At 56.7% G+C, this 17,623-nt stretch carries 11 protein-coding genes; 8 read left to right on the forward strand and 3 right to left on the reverse strand.

Going from position 1 to position 17,623, the window contains the following annotated elements; genetic code table 11:
• Nucleotides 1-215 precede the first annotated feature (215 nt).
• The 6 genes from K3556_RS15275 (at nt 216) to ftsH (ending at nt 9,277) form a co-directional block, all read left to right on the forward strand.
• Entirely contained in the window at nt 216-989 is a 774-nt protein-coding gene (locus K3556_RS15275; RefSeq protein WP_260517611.1) for a ZIP family metal transporter, read from the forward strand.
• A 155-nt stretch (nt 990-1,144) separates the two neighbouring features.
• Complete coding sequence (locus K3556_RS15280) at nt 1,145-1,816, forward strand: hypothetical protein (RefSeq protein WP_260517612.1); 672 nt, start codon at nt 1,145-1,147, stop codon at nt 1,814-1,816.
• 64 nt (nt 1,817-1,880) lie between these two features.
• Complete coding sequence (locus K3556_RS15285; RefSeq protein WP_260517613.1) at nt 1,881-3,650, forward strand: SLC13 family permease; 1,770 nt, start codon at nt 1,881-1,883, stop codon at nt 3,648-3,650.
• Between the two features lie 289 nt (nt 3,651-3,939).
• A complete protein-coding gene (locus tag K3556_RS15290; protein ID WP_260517614.1) occupies nt 3,940-6,402 on the forward strand; it encodes a Lon protease family protein in 2,463 nt (820 codons plus the stop codon).
• Complete coding sequence (locus K3556_RS15295; protein ID WP_260517615.1) at nt 6,399-7,142, forward strand: hypothetical protein; 744 nt, start codon at nt 6,399-6,401, stop codon at nt 7,140-7,142. The genes K3556_RS15290 and K3556_RS15295 overlap by 4 nt, the downstream gene beginning before the upstream one ends.
• 323 nt (nt 7,143-7,465) lie before the next feature.
• On the forward strand, nt 7,466-9,277 hold the full coding sequence (ftsH, locus tag K3556_RS15300; protein ID WP_260517616.1) for an ATP-dependent zinc metalloprotease FtsH: 1,812 nt from the start codon (nt 7,466-7,468) through the stop codon (nt 9,275-9,277).
• A gap of 65 nt (nt 9,278-9,342) precedes the next feature.
• On the opposite strand, the gene K3556_RS15305 is transcribed toward ftsH, so the two are convergent.
• Nucleotides 9,343-10,005, reverse strand: a complete 663-nt coding sequence (locus K3556_RS15305) for a phosphoribosyltransferase (protein ID WP_260517617.1) — start codon at nt 10,003-10,005, stop codon at nt 9,343-9,345.
• 12 nt (nt 10,006-10,017) lie between these two features.
• Nucleotides 10,018-12,909, reverse strand: a complete 2,892-nt coding sequence (locus tag K3556_RS15310) for a PAS domain S-box protein (RefSeq protein WP_260517618.1) — start codon at nt 12,907-12,909, stop codon at nt 10,018-10,020.
• 478 nt (nt 12,910-13,387) lie between these two features.
• Between K3556_RS15310 and K3556_RS15315 the strand changes: the two genes are divergently transcribed.
• Complete coding sequence (locus K3556_RS15315) at nt 13,388-15,010, forward strand: PHA/PHB synthase family protein (RefSeq protein WP_260517619.1); 1,623 nt, start codon at nt 13,388-13,390, stop codon at nt 15,008-15,010.
• A gap of 3 nt (nt 15,011-15,013) precedes the next feature.
• Nucleotides 15,014-15,895, forward strand: a complete 882-nt coding sequence (locus tag K3556_RS15320) for an alpha/beta fold hydrolase (protein WP_260517620.1) — start codon at nt 15,014-15,016, stop codon at nt 15,893-15,895.
• Here the strand turns inward: K3556_RS15320 and K3556_RS15325 are convergent.
• Entirely contained in the window at nt 15,887-17,620 is a 1,734-nt protein-coding gene (locus K3556_RS15325) for a Mur ligase family protein (protein WP_260517621.1), read from the reverse strand. The genes K3556_RS15320 and K3556_RS15325 overlap by 9 nt on opposite strands.
• Between the last annotated feature and the right edge of the window lie 3 nt (nt 17,621-17,623).

The raw sequence follows: 17,623 nt of genomic DNA on the forward strand, positions 1-17,623 counted from the left end.
CTTACCTCCTGTACCAAATCTCATCCGTGGGGTTCAGGGTCATCCTAGACAATCACGGCCCGCATCGATTGATCCGGATCAATTCACTTTTGCTGGCGGCGGATACCTTTGCCCAAGACCGCGCCGGGTCACAAAAAGCTGAAACGCAATTAAGGGGAAGCCGTGCCTTCGGATGTCATCAGCCGATATGAGCGCCAGTCGGAGCATGTAGAACTATGACCCCGTTCTTGCTGGGTACCATCGGAAGCTTTTGCGCCGGTATGATGACCGCGATCGGCGCATTGCCGGTGCTGGCAGGCCGCCGCGTTTCGGCTCGAACGAACGACATCTTGCTGGGGTTTGCTGCTGGCGTCATGCTTTCCGCTGCGTTCTTTTCCCTGATCTTGCCCGGGCTTGATCGGTTAGAGCAAACCTATAACAGTGCGTGGGTGCCAGCCTCGGTCGCGGTGGTGGGAATCTTGCTGGGGGCGGCCGCTGTCTTTGGCATGGACAAGGCGATTCCACACCGACATTTTGTCACCGGGCATGAAGGTCCCATGACCGATGCTTTGCGTCGGATCTGGCTATTCGTCATCGCGATCACAATCCACAATATTCCTGAAGGCCTGGCCGTCGGAATCGGCTTCGGTTCCGGAGATCTTGCGGCTGGCACGTCACTTGCCATTGGGATCGGCCTGCAAAATGCGCCCGAGGGGCTTGCCGTCGCCGTCGCGTTGCTAAGCGAGGGTTACCGACGCAAGACGGCGTTCCTTATTGCGGCTGCTACAGGGATGGTCGAACCCTTGGCTGGTGTGATTGGCGCTGCCGCCATTACCTACTTTCAGGTCATCCTACCTTGGGGGCTGATGTTTGCTGCTGGTGCGATGATCTTTGTCATAAGCCACGAGATCATCCCAGAAACACACCGCCGAGGTCATCACCAAGCTGCAACCGCTGGGCTGATGATCGGATTAGTCGTAATGCTGTTTCTCGATGTATCCTTGGGCTAGGGCACCAAGGCGCAGACAAGCCACTTGACGCAGGTCAAAGGTGCGCGCGCGTCATGCTTTACCTTAGTATCCGTGCCGTTTGCAGTCGGAACACGAATGTGGATCGCTGCAGCTCTGACAACCAGAACATCTGTGCGACAGGAGGGTTTAGTTACATGGCGACTTTGCAAATCGCATCGACCGGTCACCGCTCCTATCTGATCCTATCAACAATCGCCACTGCCTGCGCCTTGGTCTTTCAACTCAGCGACATCGCATCCATGCCCGTTCTTGGCGCGGCATCACTTTTGCCAGTTGTTCTGGTCTGCGCGATTGCGGGATATCCCTTACTATTGGTGCTTCGATCCCGCGCGATCGGTGGGTTCGGCAGACTGCAAGTCAACTGGCGCAGCTTGGCGCAATTGGTTGCACTTGGTGCTGCATTGGCTGTGCCGCCGGTAGTCATTGATCTGTTGATCCCATTCCCGCGTGACATGAACATTGCGCCTCCTTGGGCGTTGGCGTTCTATCCAGCCATAGGGTTTGTTGCCGAAGTGCTGTTCCACCTAGTCCCGATTGCGGTTTTCGCAATCATCTTACCCCGGCGCATACCGGTCATTTGGTTGCTGCTGCCTGCAGTGTTCACCGAACCAGTATTTCAAGCCTACTACAGTCCGGGTGCCACTATGCAATCTTGGCTGGTGATCGGAAATGTAACGCTGGTTAGCAGCGTGCAACTTTGGCTGTTTCAGCGTCACGGTTTCACCGCGATGATCGGTCTGAGGATCGTGTTTTACCTGTTTTGGCATATCATCTGGGGCAGCACGCGACTGGCGGTGCTGTTTTGAAAGCGGCACCCCATCGCTTCTCGGCGGTCTATCCGACGGGAGCTAAGCAAAAGGGAACGGTCCGATGACCGAACAAATAGCCATCGTTCTGTCTTTGCTGGCAACGGCAATGGTCTTGCTGGCAACAGAGCTGATACCGGCAGAACTGGTCGCACTTTTACTTGTCGCCGCTCTTGTCATTTCCGGCATCCACGAACCGGAAATCGCATTTCAAGGCTTTTCAAGTGAGACAGTGGTAATGTTGGCCTGCGTTATGGTGCTGTCCCGACGTCTTGCCGAGTCCGGGTTAATGTCGTTGGCAGTCCGCAAGATCGTGCGCCGCCCGCACGTGGGTCCCCGACGGACCACGGCGGCATTGATGGCGGTGTCCTCGTTGCTTTCGACAGTCTTCACCAACACAAGCACGACTGCCGTTCTGATCCCGGTCGTAACGGATATTGCGAAACGTACCGGGCTATCACCAAAACGCTTGCTGATGCCGGTGGCTTTCGCCTCGATGATGGGGGGATCGGCGACCTTGATCGGCACCTCAACTAACCTCGCCACAAGTGGTGCGCTGGTTCGATCTGGGCACCCCCCTTTTGCAATGTTCGAATTTGCCGTTGTGGGCATCATCATTAGCCTTGCAGGCATCTTGTTCATGGCGGTCTGGGGCGCGCAGATGTTGCCGGAAACTTCAAAGAACCAAAAGGAAACCGACGCGCCCACGGTTCACTACCATGCACAGCTAGTGGTCCCGGAAAAATCAACGGCCATCGGACAACGTGTCCGCGATCTTGACTTCGATGCTTTTGCGTTAACCTCGCTCGCTGTCAGTCGAGATCGCGAACGTATGGCAGCACATCCCATGCGCAAACTGGAGGCCGGTGACAGAATCTTTGTTCACGGCAGTCGTGACGCCATCATGCACATATCGACAGACAAACGGTTCGCCAGCAAGACAGGCTGGCAGCATAAGCAAGCCTCTGATCAGGTTTTCGCCGAAGCCGTCCTGATGCCGGGCGCGCGCTGGCTTGGCCAAACCCTGCACAAGATGCGGCAAGAATTCGCGCCCGCGCTACACATTCACGCCCTTCACCGGCGGGGACAGACTGAAGCAGTGTCTATTGACCGAATGCGTCTCAAAACCGCAGATCGTTTGTTGCTGTCCGGCGCGTCAGAAGACCTGGAAAAGCTCACAACCGACCCTGATCTGGCGTTGCTAATGACCCCGGAACCGGCGCCACCATCCCGCACAGAAGGATGGGTTACATTATGCGTGTTTGCGCTTGCCATTGCTGCCGGAACAGTCGGTCTGGTGCCGCACTCCGTCGCGCTTCTGGTGGCGGTACTGGCACTGATCCTAAGCGGACGGATGTCGCTGCCGGATGCCTTCGGCAAGATCAGTTGGCGTATCCTGATCCTGATTGGCGGAATGTCGAGCTTTGGGATTGCAATGTTGCATACTGGTACCGCCGCCTGGGTGGCAGACATCATGCTGGACTGGCTCAGCCCTTTTGGGCCGCGCGCCGTCCTGCTTGGGATTTCGCTGGCAACGATCCTTCTGACCCAGCCAATGTCAAATGCAGCAGCAGCTTTGACTGTGCTGCCCATCGGTTTGGAAATGGCAGAGGCGCTTCAGGTTGATCCGCGCCCATTTGCGGTGACGATCGCACTGTCAGCATCGTTGTCATTTATCGCACCTTTTGAGCCCGCGCTGCTGCTGGTTTATGCACCGGGAAACTACAGATTGCGCGACTTCCCACGGGCTGGATTGCCGTTAACGATACTGACAGTCGGCTTACTGTTGCTGATCGTCCCGGTTCTTTGGCCACTTACGTCAGCCTCGCCGTGACTGTTCCCCCTTCCTGATCCGGAATGAGATAGATCAATTGACCATCGCCCGACCCCGTTAAGCTGCTGTTGGTAGTAAGCAGGTGCTTTGGCAATAAGACACGGGGCTTGGGTTGCCGGTTGATCATAAGGTCAAGCATTGCCCATGCCTTCGGGGACGAGGTCATGTCTCGCCGGGGCATCCTGTCTCATTTCACCGCCCGAACCCAACTCCTAGGTCTGGGCGAACCTGCGACACGTCTTTGCCGGCGTATGGCGCGCACGTGACGCCGTAAGAAAGAAAGAGATCCATGGCAAAATCGAGCCCTTCCGAACTCCCTCTCCCAGCAGGTTTACCGGCAGAAGCGTTAAGGGAAGAGTTTGACCCTGAGGGGTTCGGATTTGAAACAACTGACGACCTTGTCCCGCTCGATGGATTATTCGGTCAAAACCGAGCCATGGATGCGATCCGGTTATCGGCGCAGATCGAGCACTATGATTTCAACTTGTTCGTGCTGGGTCGCGAAGGGTCGGGAAGACACCGGTTGGTCGACCGTATCCTGAACGAAGAAAAACGCGTGCGACCGACGCCGTTTGACTGGGTCTATGTCAACAACTTCGAAGCCCCGCACAAGCCACAGGCGCTCCGCCTGCCGTCCGGCACCGCCCCTGACTTGCGCCGCGCGATGCAGGAACTTGTTGACGATTTGGCCAATGAAATTCCTGCACTTTTTGAATCCGAGGAATACCAGACACAAAGACGCGCGTTAGAGCAAGAATACGGCGCGCGCCACGAAACCGCGTTGACGGAATTTGCCAAACGCGCCCATGCCGAGGATGTCGCCCTGCTGCGTACACCGATGGGTTTCATGCTGGCGGGCATTGTTGATGGAAACGTTGTCAAACCGGATGAATACGAGAAGCTCAGCAAAGAGATGCGGACCAAGATCGGCAAGAAGGTCGAGCGGCTCCAGCAAGAACTTGCCGGGATCATGAAAGAGGCTCCAAAGCTCGAAAAAGAACACCGCGCGCGGCTGACCCAACTTCACGCCGCCATGGCCGAGAAGGCAGTGTCAGCGCGTGTGCGCGAGGTTGCAAGCACCCTGCCAAGCGAAACCGCAATCACCAAATATCTTAAAGCGGTGCGCGCAGATATCGTTGCCAATGCGGAACTGTTTCTTGCGGCGGCATCGGGCGGTCACAACGGTGCCTTCCCTGAGGAAATCAAGAAATACCATCGCGAGCCGGAATTTGACCGGTACGCGGTCAACATCATGGTAACTCATGCCAACGATCCCGATCACAGCGTTCCCGTGGTGACCGAAGATCTGCCCACCGCCGGACACCTGACCGGACGGATCGAGCATGTGGCGCAAATGGGTGCTCTTGTTACCAATTTCACATTGATCAAACCCGGCGCGCTTCACTTTGCCAACGGTGGCTACCTTGTCATCGATGCGCGTCGCATCCTGTCCGAGCCCTATGCATGGGATGCATTGAAACGTTGCTTGCAAAGCCGCTCCATCACCATCTCATCTATGGCCGATCGGCTTGGCCTTGCCTCGACCGTTTCATTAGAGCCAGACCCGATTCCGCTTGACCTGCGGGTTATCCTCATTGGTGACCGCCTGTTGCATGCGTTACTGGCGATGCTCGACCCAGATTTCGGGCAGCTATTCAAAATTCAGGCGGATTTCGATGACCACCTGCCACGCTCTAAGCGGAACGCGACACAGTTTGCGCGTCTTTTGGCGGGATATGTGAAAAGCCATGGGCTGCGCCCCCTAACCAGGTGCGGCGTTGCCCGGCTGCTGGACGAAGCGTCGCGGTTGGCTGGCGATACCAAAAAGCTCTCTTTGCACCTGGGCCAACTGGACGACTTGATCCGCGAGGCTGACCATTATGCGGGCAAGGCGAAACGAAAGGCTATTGCTTCAGACGACATTGCACGCGCCGTAAACGAGGCTGACCGCCGCGCCGCGCGCGCGCGCGAACTGACGCAAGAAGCAATGACACGCAAAACGATCCTGATCAGCACCACAGGAACTGCGGTCGGGCAAATCAACGGGTTGTCGGTGGTTGGGTTTGGCACAACAAACTTTGGGCGTCCGTCTCGGATTACGGCACGGGTGCGAATGGGTGCAGGCAAGTTTGTGGACATCGAACGCGAGGTGGAGCTTGGCGGCCCGCTCCATTCCAAGGGGGTGCTGATCCTGTCGGGCTATTTGACGTCGACCTTTGCGCTTGACGTGCCGATGTCGCTGCACGCCAGCATCGTGTTCGAACAAAGCTATGGTGGTGTCGATGGCGACAGCGCATCCTCGGCGGAACTTTATGCCTTAATGTCAGCCCTTTCTGACACACCAATACGGCAGGGGCTGGCTGTGACAGGGTCGGTCAATCAGGCTGGCGAAGTCCAGGCCATCGGCGGTGTGAACGAGAAGATCGAAGGCTTTTTTGACATCTGCAAGGCGCGGCGCCTGACCGGGCAGCAGGGCGTGCTGATCCCCCATTCCAACGTGGACCACTTGATGCTGCGCCCAGACGTGGTGAACGCGGTGCGCGACGGAAAGTTCCACGTCATTCCGGTGGCGACGATCAATGAGGGGATCGAGGCTTTGACCGGGCACCCCGCCGGCAAACGTAACCGGAGCGGACGTTTTCCCGACGACACGATTAACGCGCGTATCGAAGAAAAACTTCTTCAGTTTGCCCACAGACGACAGCAATTCGGCGCCTATCAATCTCGGGACGCGAGCGAGACAACGACATGACCCAAAGGTCCCACAAACGTATCCTGATCGGTGCGGCAAGTTGTGCCGATGCAGACAGCGCGCTGCGGCTTGCCCGTATCCTTGCCACCACTGGCACAGTCGATCTTGGTGGGTTGTTCGTCAGCGAAAGGACGCTCGAAGCTCGCGCCGCCATGCCAGGTCAACGGATCATCACCACAAGCGGTTCGATGATCCTTGCGCCCGACAAAAACCAAATCCGGACCTTGTTACAAAGCGAACAGCGCGCCTTTCACGAAAACCTATCGAGATTTGCACAGTCAGTCTCGGCGGTGTGGAACTTCGAAAGCCGGAGTGGCGATCTGATACAAGAGGTCTCTGGCGCAGCGCGAAGTTGGGACATCTTACTACTGGGCTACCGCGCCACCCATCGGCGACGTGGTTCGGTGGTTGTGATTGAGCCGCCTGCTGGCGCTCCCAACCTACGTGAGTTGGGCTCTGCGCTTGCCACGGCGCTCGACACCGATGCTGTCGTTCTGTCCATTGGTGTGGACCCGTCGCCTAACCACCAAACCTTTTCATCCAGTTCCGCCCTTTTGGATCATCTTTCGCGGCTCCACGCAGCTGCGGTGGTTGTTGACCTTTCCGCCAGTGTGTTTCGCAGTTTTCAAGACTTGCGCGCGCTGATGGACATAGCCCGCTGCCCCATTATCATCACGAAACCGGCCGAGGGCGAACTACGCCTCGAACACACTGCGCATATTCCACCAGTTCCGACTTGAAACCCACCAAGGCAGCGCTGGTGCCGTGGATGCCCATCAATCGTGATCAACTCGGAACGCCGCAAGAGCGCCGCCTTTGCCCGCAGGTATTCTGGCGTTTCAACCCGACAGAAGTGTTGTCGCAGAAGACAGAACCAGGTCAGCAAAAAAGAATATGAACCACACCATTTGATCAGCATTGACGTGGCTCAACGATGATCCTGTCCATTTGCTTCATACTACATTGAAACAGAGAAGGCTTTGCTATGCCCGATGGGAACTCTCGCCCGCCCGACCAACGCCCGCCGGCGCCAAGTTGGCTTTTGCCAGCCCTGTTCGTAATGATGGCGGTGTCGTTACTGGGTGTGTTGGGGAACTTAACCCCACAATCATCACAAACCACCGTGCCCTATAGCACCATCAAATCGATGATCGTTTCGGGTGACGTGACCTCAGCAGTGCTGAAGGAGCACGCAATCATAGTATCCAACAACGCACAACCGGCAGAGCAATTCCACGCAGTCGTACCAACACAAAGCGATCCATCGTTGCTGGATCTGCTGGAACAGCACGAGGTGCAAATCACAGCGGAGGCCCCGACCGGCACCTCTGTTCTAACCTTTTTGTTGCCGTGGTTGCTGATCCTTGGGTTTTACTTCTGGATGCAGCGCCGGATGATGGGAAACTTGCCCGGTGGGTTTGGCGGCGGTGCCTCTGGTGGACTGTTGGGCGGTCGGTTCGCAAAACCAAGCGAAACCCGGCAAAAGGTGACGTTTGACGACGTCGCCGGACAGGAGCAAGCCAAACGCGAAGTGGCTGAACTGGTCGAATTTCTGCGGAACCCCGAACAGTTTCAACAGGTTGGCGCCGAAGTGCCGCACGGTGTCTTGTTGGTTGGGCCGCCTGGCACCGGTAAAACGCTGCTTGCAAAGGCGTTGGCCGGCGAGGCAGAGGTGCCATTCTTTTCTACATCCGGCTCAGAGTTCATTGAGATTTTCGTCGGTGTCGGCGCGGGTCGGGTGCGAAAAATGTTCGAGAACGCCCGCAAGGCTGCACCGGCGATTATTTTCATCGACGAACTGGACAGCATCGGACGCACCCGTGGCACCGGATTGGGTGGCGGCCACGACGAACGAGAACAGACATTGAACCAAATTCTGGCGGAGCTTGACGGTTTTGCAGATCGCGAAGCTGTTGTGGTTCTGGCAGCGACCAACCGGCCCGACGTGCTTGACCCGGCACTGCTAAGACCCGGGCGGTTTGATCGCCACGTCACCCTTAACCTTCCCGACAAGACCGCTCGCCGCGCTATCTTGGACATTCACGCGCGCAACCTCCCTTTGCAGGACACTGGTGATCTGGACTCGATGGCGGCAGGGACCCCCGGCTTTTCTGGCGCTGATCTCAAGAACCTATTGAACGAAGCAGCGATTACTGCAGCGCGCCGTCACGGGTCGCTGATCACGCGCGATGACTTGGACGAGGCGCGCGACAAGGTAATGATGGGCACCGTGCGCACGCTCGCAATACGACCCGATGAGAAACACCGCCTTGCGGTTCATGAAGCTGGGCACACGGCTGCAGCATTCTATACACCCAAAGTCGATCCCCTGTATAAAGTTACAATTATTCCGCGCGGTCAGGCACTTGGCGGTACACATATGCTGGCCGAAACCGAACGGCACACCTTGGACGAGGACTTTCTGCGGGGTCAGTTGATCACTCTTCTGGCCGGACGTGCCGCAGAAAAACTGTTGCTGGGAACTGTCAGTTCCGGCGCTGATGACGACATTCGGCGGGCGACGGACATGGCACGGTCGATGGTGGCACGTTGGGGGATGACTGACGAACTCGGCCCCGTCAATCTACGTGAAAGCGAAGACCACCCCTTCCTCGGGCAGTCCATTGCCCAGCCACGCGGTCACGCTGATGCAACCGCCGCGCATGTCGATGAGGCCGTGATTGCTTTGCTAAAAAACGCCGAAGCTCAGGCGACAGACGTGCTGCGGAAACACAAGGACCAGATCAGCCACCTGATCGAGCGTCTCGAGGTCGAAGAAACGCTGGACTTCGACGGAATCCGACAGTGCCTTGATCCCGACAGCAAAGTGACCCAGCTGACGCGTGGTCTTGACAGAATCCCACCCGTAAAGTGATGCAGCCTGTTGCAGCAGCGGTCGACAGCTTGGCTCTCTGTTTGCTTCCGTCGGTGTTGCCGCCGTCAGGCAGGTCTTTCAGCCTGACCAACTTCGTCCTGCAGCCGAAGCAACGCAATGACCTCTTTATCGGATACTTGCGGAAAATTTGTGTAAGCGGCCCCTACTGCGCCATATGGAAGATGCGGGGCTGGGCAAATGATCTGGTCGACCATAGCGCGGAGTTCAGCCAGCACATCTTCACTTGCAACTGGCACAGCAAGGATGATCCGGTCGGGTTGACGCGCCTTGACCGCTTTCAGCGCCGCCAACGCGGTGGCTCCCGTTGCAATCCCGTCATCCACCACGATTGCCGTTCTGCCGATCAGAGACACAGGCGCCTTACCCCCAAGATAAAGGTCGCGACGGCGGTCGATTTCTTCAACCTGGGTTGCCGCAAGATTTTGCACATCTTGAGGCGTCAGACCAAGCATGCGACGGACGCGATCATTCACTGTAAGCTCGTGTGCGCCTGTCACCGCACCAAGCGCAAGCTCTGGATTTTGTGGTGACGGGACCTTGCGGACGAGGATCAGATCAAGCGGTGCGTTCAGGGCCTTGGCAATGACATCACCAATTGGCACCCCACCGCGCGGCAGGGCCAAGATAACAGCCTTGCCCGGCTCGATCTCTGGCAGCGTGGCAAGTAATTTGTGAGCGGCATCAACGCGGTCTTGGTAAAGCGCCATGGTATTCCTCCATTATCGCTTCGGCTCTTTCAACAGACTGTGCAACGCTTCGGCAAGGTCTCGAATACCATACGGTTTGCGCAGCACTATCGGCTTCATTCCTGATGTTCCTATCGGTGTCGTCTCGGCCCCTCGGCCATATCCAGTTGCCAATAGAACCTTTAAATTTGGATTGATCCGCAGCGCTTGATCGCAAACCTCAGGGCCGGTCATGCCACCCGGCATAACCACATCCGACAGCAGAAGCTCAATTCCCGCAGTCGACTTGATTATGTCGATCGCGCTCGGTCCATCCTCGGCAGTCAGCACCTGATACCCCAGCTTTTCCAGACGATTGGCGGTCAATCTGCGCACGCGAGCATCGTCTTCAACCACAAGCACAGTCTCTTGATTGGCCGCGCTAGGAGCAAGGACGTCAGGTTCAGTTTGCTTATCTGTCGCACGCGTGGACGCTGGTAAATAGAGGGTGAGCGTCGTCCCCCTACCTTCTTCGCTGTAAACCGTGACATGCCCTTCAGATTGCTTGACGAAACCATAGACCATGCTCAACCCCAGCCCAGAACCTGCGCTTGGGCCTTTCGTTGTGAAAAATGGCTCGAACACATGCTCGACTACTTCCGGAGGCATTCCAGCACCTGAGTCAGTGACCAAAAGCGCCACATAAGCCCCGGCCGTTACATCCACCTCTGCGGCAGCATAATCTTTGTCCAGGTTAACATTTGCCGTCTCAATGGTTAGCTTGCCGCCATCTGGCATTGCGTCGCGGGCATTGATCGTCAGGTTCAGCAGCGCGCTTTCGATCTGACCGGGATCGGCCAGCGTCAGATCAAGGTCCTCTGCCAGGTTTAAGTCGATGTCGATGTGTTCGCCCAGGGTGCGCTTCAGCAAGGGGTACATGCTGTCTACAAGATCATTCAAGGACACATATTCCGGTTCCAGCGCCTGACTTTTTGAAAACGCCAACAACTTGCTGGTCAACGTCGCACCCAAGGTTGACGCCTCCAATGCTTCGTTCAAAAGCGAGCGGCGTTTCTTATCGGTCAGCTGCAACTCCAGAAGCTCCAGATTGCCAATCACCACCGTCAACAGGTTGTTAAAATCATGCGCCAAACCGCCGGTCAGCTGACCGACAGCCTCCATCTTCTGGGCGCGTTCCAGCTCGCTGCGACGTTTCCGTTCTTCTGACAGGTCATGCAAAATTCCAAGGAAATTGCGTTCCCCACCCATTTCCATTTCTGACACGCTCAGGCGGAGCGGCACGATCGAGCCATCCTTGCGTTTGCCGTTAACTTCGCGGTTAGTGCCGATGATGCGCTGCACCCCGGTTTCCAGGTATCGCGCGATATAAGTGTCATGCCGATCCTGGTCAGGGCTCGGCATCAATAGTTTGACATTCTCGCCGATCACCTCTGCCGCGCTATAGCCGAACAACCTCTCTGCTGACGGGCTGAAGCGACGCACCTTTCCGGTCTGGTCAATCGTGATAATGGCCTCAGGTACCGCGTTGACAATAGCGCTCAAACGGGACTCCCGGAACTGAAGCTCCCGCTGCGTCTGGTTTTGATCTGTCACATCCTCCATTGCCAACAGTACAAGGGTCTTGCCGCCAACAGTCTGGCGAAGTTTTCGTGCTTGAATATCAAGATCGCGGCTTTTTTTGCCTGCCGTATTCACCCTAGCCGTCACCCTATCAAGTGTGGCGTCTTGTGTTAGAACCCCGTCGATCAAAGAGCGAAGCGCCGGAACGTCCCACTGCCCACCTTGCACCTTGAAAAAATTCTCCCCGATCAGCTCGTCGGCTGAGATCGAGAAAACTTCTCGATAGGACCGACTGACCCGGACGATCCGCATGTCCTCCCCGATCACAAGCAATGGCGCACGCACAGTGTCGATGATGTCGTCGGCAAACGTCTGTGCCTCTTGATTGTGTTGCTGCAGTTTCTTGAGGTCGGTTACATCCGAATACGTGACAACGACGCCGTTGAACTCGCCGTCTTGCGTGCGATAGGGCAGAATGCGCCGGATGAACCATCGACCTTCCCTGCTTTGGACTTCCAGATCGAGCGCCACCTGTGTTTCAAGTACGCTTGCGGCATCGCTGGCGAAATTCTGATCGTCGATTTTTCCGGCGATGTCGCTGAACGGGCGGCCGACATCGCTGTTGATCAGGTTGAACAACGCGCGCGTGGCAGGCGTAAACCGTAATATGTTCAACTGGCGGTCAAGAAACACTGTCGCAATGCCAGAACTGGACAACAGATTGTTCAGGTCGTCCGAAGCACGGCGTTCGTCCTCGATCTTCTGCTGCAGTTGCGTTTTAAGCGCCGTCAACTTCTCCTTCGACGCCTCCATCTCTTCGTTGGCGGCTTCGCGCATACGCGCACTGCCGCTGGTTCCATCGCTGCCGGTGCCCGACAGTATGACCGCAATGCCTGGATGGGTTCCATCCTGCGCCAGCGATTCCAAAAAGCAATCAATCGGCAACCGTAACCTCTGTTCGTCAGTCGGGTCCGTCAGTTTCAGCTTGCCGTCATTGATCTGTAAAAACCGGTTCGGAGGAATCACGTAAACCTGATCCGGCTTTAGCTTTTCCTGATCCCGCACCAAGAACACAGGCATGTCAGTGTGTTCCTGCAACAGATCAGCCATCAGGCTTTCGTGGTCGGGATCGCCATGATGAACCAGTACGAACGACATGCCGCTGTCTGATGGCATCGCGTCAAGGAACTCGGAATATGCTTTCAACCCACCGGCCGCAGCCCCAAGGCAAACCACCGGAAACGCACCACGAACAGGTGTCGTGCGTCGCGTTGGCTTGACCCTGCCATTGTTACCTGGCTCGGCAGACTTCGAACCGGTATTGCCCCATTGTCGGGCCTTAGGTGCCGTCGGTTTTTTAACCATAAACTTCCATTTTCTCACTTAAAAACGGTCCGCTTTCACGGCCTGCTTTTGCCAAGCGAACCACTTAGCATCGTAACGCAATTTTTCGGTAGGGGTCTTGACCTCGCTCAAAATCCGGCGACGGGTCGGATTTCCTCAACATCCTATAAACGCTTTCTTTAATGAACAGGCGCCGCCCTTGCATGCCCAGACCAACTGGGAATAGCTTGGACCCGGCGGCCTGGGCGAGCAGCAGAACCTGGATGTGATGCTAAGCGGCGGACAAATCTGAAATGATGGCGCACACCACCAGCCCTGTTTCCACCCAGATTGCCATAGGAGTACAAACACACATAATACCTGTGGCAAATTGAGCATTGATCCTTGCTGTCATCTTTCGCAGATACAAAAGTGGCATGAATCGCAGTGCTTGCAAAATTCGTGAAGCATTTCGCTGCGAGGATCGCCCAAACGCTTCGGAACCGGAAAGGCGCGGGACATGTCCAAAGATTTCTTCAAGCTGCTAGAGGCTATGAACAAAAACGACCGCTCCGCCTTTGCGGATTGGGCCAATACCATGCTCAAATACCAAAGCGACATGGCGAAACTTTGGATGGGCACCGCGCTGCACGGCGAGGCCGCCGCACCAGAAACCCGCGATCGCCGTTTCGGGGCCGAGGCATGGGGCGAAGGGATTTTCCCTATTCTGCGCCATTCCTATGAACTGACCGCGAAAGCCATGGTCGACATGGCGGACAAAGCTGGTTTGCCTGATCAAGAACAAGAGAAGCTTAGCTTCTATGCCCGCATCGCGGCTGACAACATGGCACCGACCAATTTTCTGCTGACCAATCCCGAAGCACAGCAACTTGCCAAGGAAACCGGCGGGCAAAGCCTGATCGATGGCTATCAGAACCTGCTGGCTGATCTTGAGAAGGGCTATATCTCGACCACTGACGAAGAAGCGTTCGAGGTTGGCAAGAACCTTGCCACGACACCCGGCGCGGTAATCTACCGCAACGAATTGATCGAGCTGATCCAGTACGAGCCGATGGTGGCCAAAACGCGCAAAGCGCCGATCCTGATCGTGCCGCCCTGCGTCAACAAGTTCTATATTTTTGACTTGAACGAGAAGAAGTCGATGATCCGGTATCTGCTGGAACAGGGGCAGTCCGTTTACACCATTGCTTGGCGCAACCCGGGGCCTGAAATGGGAGATCACAGTTGGGATGACTACATTGCCGACGGGATATTCGAGGCGGTGAAAGTCACGTCGTCGGTCAGCAAATCCAATGCAATCGACATTTTGGGCTGGTGTAATGGTGGCACGATGTTGACGGCGGCGCTGGCCGTTATGCCAAAGGCCTTGAAGGCCAAACTGGGCACGGCGACATTCCTGTCATCGCTGATCGACTTCTCCGATCCGGGCCAGATCAAGGTGTTCATCGATCAGCCGCAAGTCGACGTGTACAATCAACGTCTGAAAGCTGAAAAACTCGCGCCGGGCCGCGATATTGCCAACGCGATGGCAATGCTGCATGTGAACGAGTCAATCTGGAACTTCGTCGTTTCGAATTACCTGATGGGCAAAAGCCCCGCCCCGTTCGATGTGCTGTACTGGAACGCCGATACTTCGAACCTGCCGGCCAAATGGTACAGCTATTTCGTCGAAGAAATGTATATGGCGAACAAGCTGAAAGAGCCTGGCGCGCTGACCTTGTGCGGCACTCCGGTTGATACGCGCAACATTGACCTGCCGTGCTATTTCCTGGCCGCCGATGGCGACCATATTGTGCCTTGGAAAACCTCTTTCACAGCGACCGAGCTTGTGTCCGGCCCGACCGAGTTTGTGCTGACCACCGGCGGCCACGTGTCGGGCACCGTGATCAACCATCCGGTAAAGACGCGTCGCAAATTCTGGACAGGCGGCAAGACCGGTGGGGATGCCGACAGCTGGCACGAGACGGCCAAGTTGACCGATGGCAGCTGGTGGCCGCACTGGCTGGAATGGCTCGATACCAACAACGCCGCAGAACGAGGGCCAAAACCGAAGGTGCTGGGCAACAAAACCTATGCCCCGACGGACCGCGCACCCGGCACCTATGTGCTGGAGGGGACGTAACGCATGAAAGACCTGAACACCAGAAACCCGCATGCGGAAATCTCTTTCAAAGCCCTTGAGATCGGCGAATATCGCGTCCGTTATTTGCGGCGTGAGGGAACAAGTGACCGTCCACCACTGTTGGTCTGCAACGGCCTTGGACAATCGATGGAAGTTCTGTTGCCGTTAATCGACGAGATTGCCGACCGTACCGTCATCGCGTTTGACATGCCGGGCATTGGGCGCACGCCCATGATTGATAGCATCACGTCAATCCCGGACTACGCAGACTTCGCGATGCAGGTCATGGACGCGCTCAAGGTTGAATGTTTCGATATTCTGGGCATCTCTTGGGGCGGTTCTTTGGCGCAGCAGATGGCCTATGACGCACCGGATCGCGTGCGCAAACTGGTGCTGGCGATCACCTCGGCTGGTGGCGTCGGCAGTTGGTGGGGCACCCCGATTGCCCTGACCGAGATCATGTTCCCCATGCGCTACATGAGCAAGGCCTATGGCAATTTCGTCGGTCCCCTGATGTATGGCGGTGAAGCCATCTTTTCGCCCGGCGAGTTCCGCGAATATTCCAAGCACGCCATCGCGCCCAGCCCCGAAGGCTATTTCACTCAAGTGCGCGCCATGTGCAGTTGGACCAGCCTGCCCTGGCTGCGGCAACTGCCGCAAAAGGCGCTGGTCATTGCCGGAAAATACGATGGGCTGATCCCAATCACCAACCAGATCCTGCTGGCAAACATGATGGCAAACGCCCAGTTAGAGGTCTACTCGGCCGGTCATCTTCTGATGTATACCCAGCGACACGATGTCGGCGTGACAATCGGGTCGTTTCTGGACGGGAAAGACCGGCTTCAAAGAAGCGCCGCATCTCACGCTGGCCATCAGCTAGCTTAACAGTTCAAACACCTCGTCGCGCTCGGACAAGGTCAACAGCAACGCCAAATCTCCGGTCTGTAACTGGTCCATGATCAGGCGCGCGCCCTGCGTAGGGCTGTCGGCGCGATAGATTTGACCTGCATCGAAACCTGCTCCAATCGCCGCCTTTTCGATCAAATTAGGGATCTCGCCCAGTTCGCGACCGCGTAAATAGCCAGCGAGTTCTGCAGCTACGACAACGTCGGGGTGAAACTGCAAGGCGGTAACAGTTACATCGTGAATATCTTGATCCGACCTGTCGCCCGCATGGCTGAGCATGATGAACCGGCGCTTGGCAGGCAGGCCAGATAGGGCTTCGCAAACGGCTGCGATCGAATGCGGATTGTGAGCAAAATCCACAAACACCTGTGCGCCGTTATGGGCAAATTCGTTGCAGCGACCAGGGTTATCTTTGGGGTCCGGCCTGAAAACCGATAAACCCTCGCGGATTGCATCGTCCGGCAAACCCATCGCTTTCCCAGCGCAAATGGCTTGTAACACATTCGAGACGTTATATTTCGCGGCCCCATTCATGGTAATGGGCACATCGGATACAACGCTCACTACCTGGTCTGATAGTCCGTCGAAGAACACCAAATCCCGGTCGCGCAAAAAGGCACATGGGGTGCCATTGGAACGGGCATTTTTCACCGGCGCGGTTGCAGCGTCCAGCGACACCCACCAGATTGTCGCATCCGTATTGGCCGCCTCGTCGACAACAAACGGATCATCGGCGTTCAGCACCAACACGCCATCATCGGCCAGCGTCCGATGCACCGCAAACTTCGCCTGAGCCAGCTCGGGAACGGTGTTGACGCCGTATTGCCCAAGATGGTCGTTCGCGACATTGGTCACAACAGCAACGCGAGCGCGACGGGTTGGCAGACCCCGGCGCAGAATGCCGCCGCGCGCAACTTCTAGGCAGGCGACTTCAAGCCGCGGATCACGCAACAGCATGCGCGCACCACCGGGCCCGGAGTAATCGCCACGGTCCAGAATATCCTCGCCCACCCGCACAAAATCGGTCGACGTCAGTCCCCCAACCTTGCCCGCTGCTTTGACCATAGCGGCACAAAGCCGGGTGGTCGTGGTCTTGCCATTTGTCCCTGTGATGAAGGCGATGGGTATGTCGTAAAGCGTCGCCCAGTCGACCTCCGCAGGCTGCGGCAATCCATCAACAGGCCAGACCTTGCTGCCAGTGCCATGCCCGATCGAAATTTCGTCGTCATCGCACAGAATATCCACCCCATGCGCTTCTGCTGCCGCGATCAGCGCTATCAGGGCTGGGTTTTTCTCTTTCTCCATCACTGCAGCGACGTCGGCGATCATACGGTCGAACTCTCCCGGTGCCTCGTCCAACAGGATGGCGGCGCAGAAATGCCAAGCGGTCTCGGCCGCAAATATCGCGGAGTAAAGCTGATCCATCGGCGCAGAAATGGCGAGGTTGACACCCCCCTGAAATCGTCGGCAAGTCAGGTGCTGATCTTGCCAGCCCAGCGCATCCAGCACGTGGCGGGCGTGGGTTTTCCAAAGCGCCGCGATCTGGTCACCGCTATCATCATCACAGAATACGTCGAGCACCGCGCCCGGGTGATCCCATAACAATCCCGGCCCGGTGAGCCGTCGGACATCTTCGACGCGGATGTGGTCGGCGTGGGCGCAAGGGATATCAAGTGCGTTTTCAAGCTCTTCAATCCGGTCCATCGG

Source organism: Aliiroseovarius sp. M344 (genome assembly GCF_025140835.1).
Classification (GTDB): domain Bacteria; phylum Pseudomonadota; class Alphaproteobacteria; order Rhodobacterales; family Rhodobacteraceae; genus Aliiroseovarius.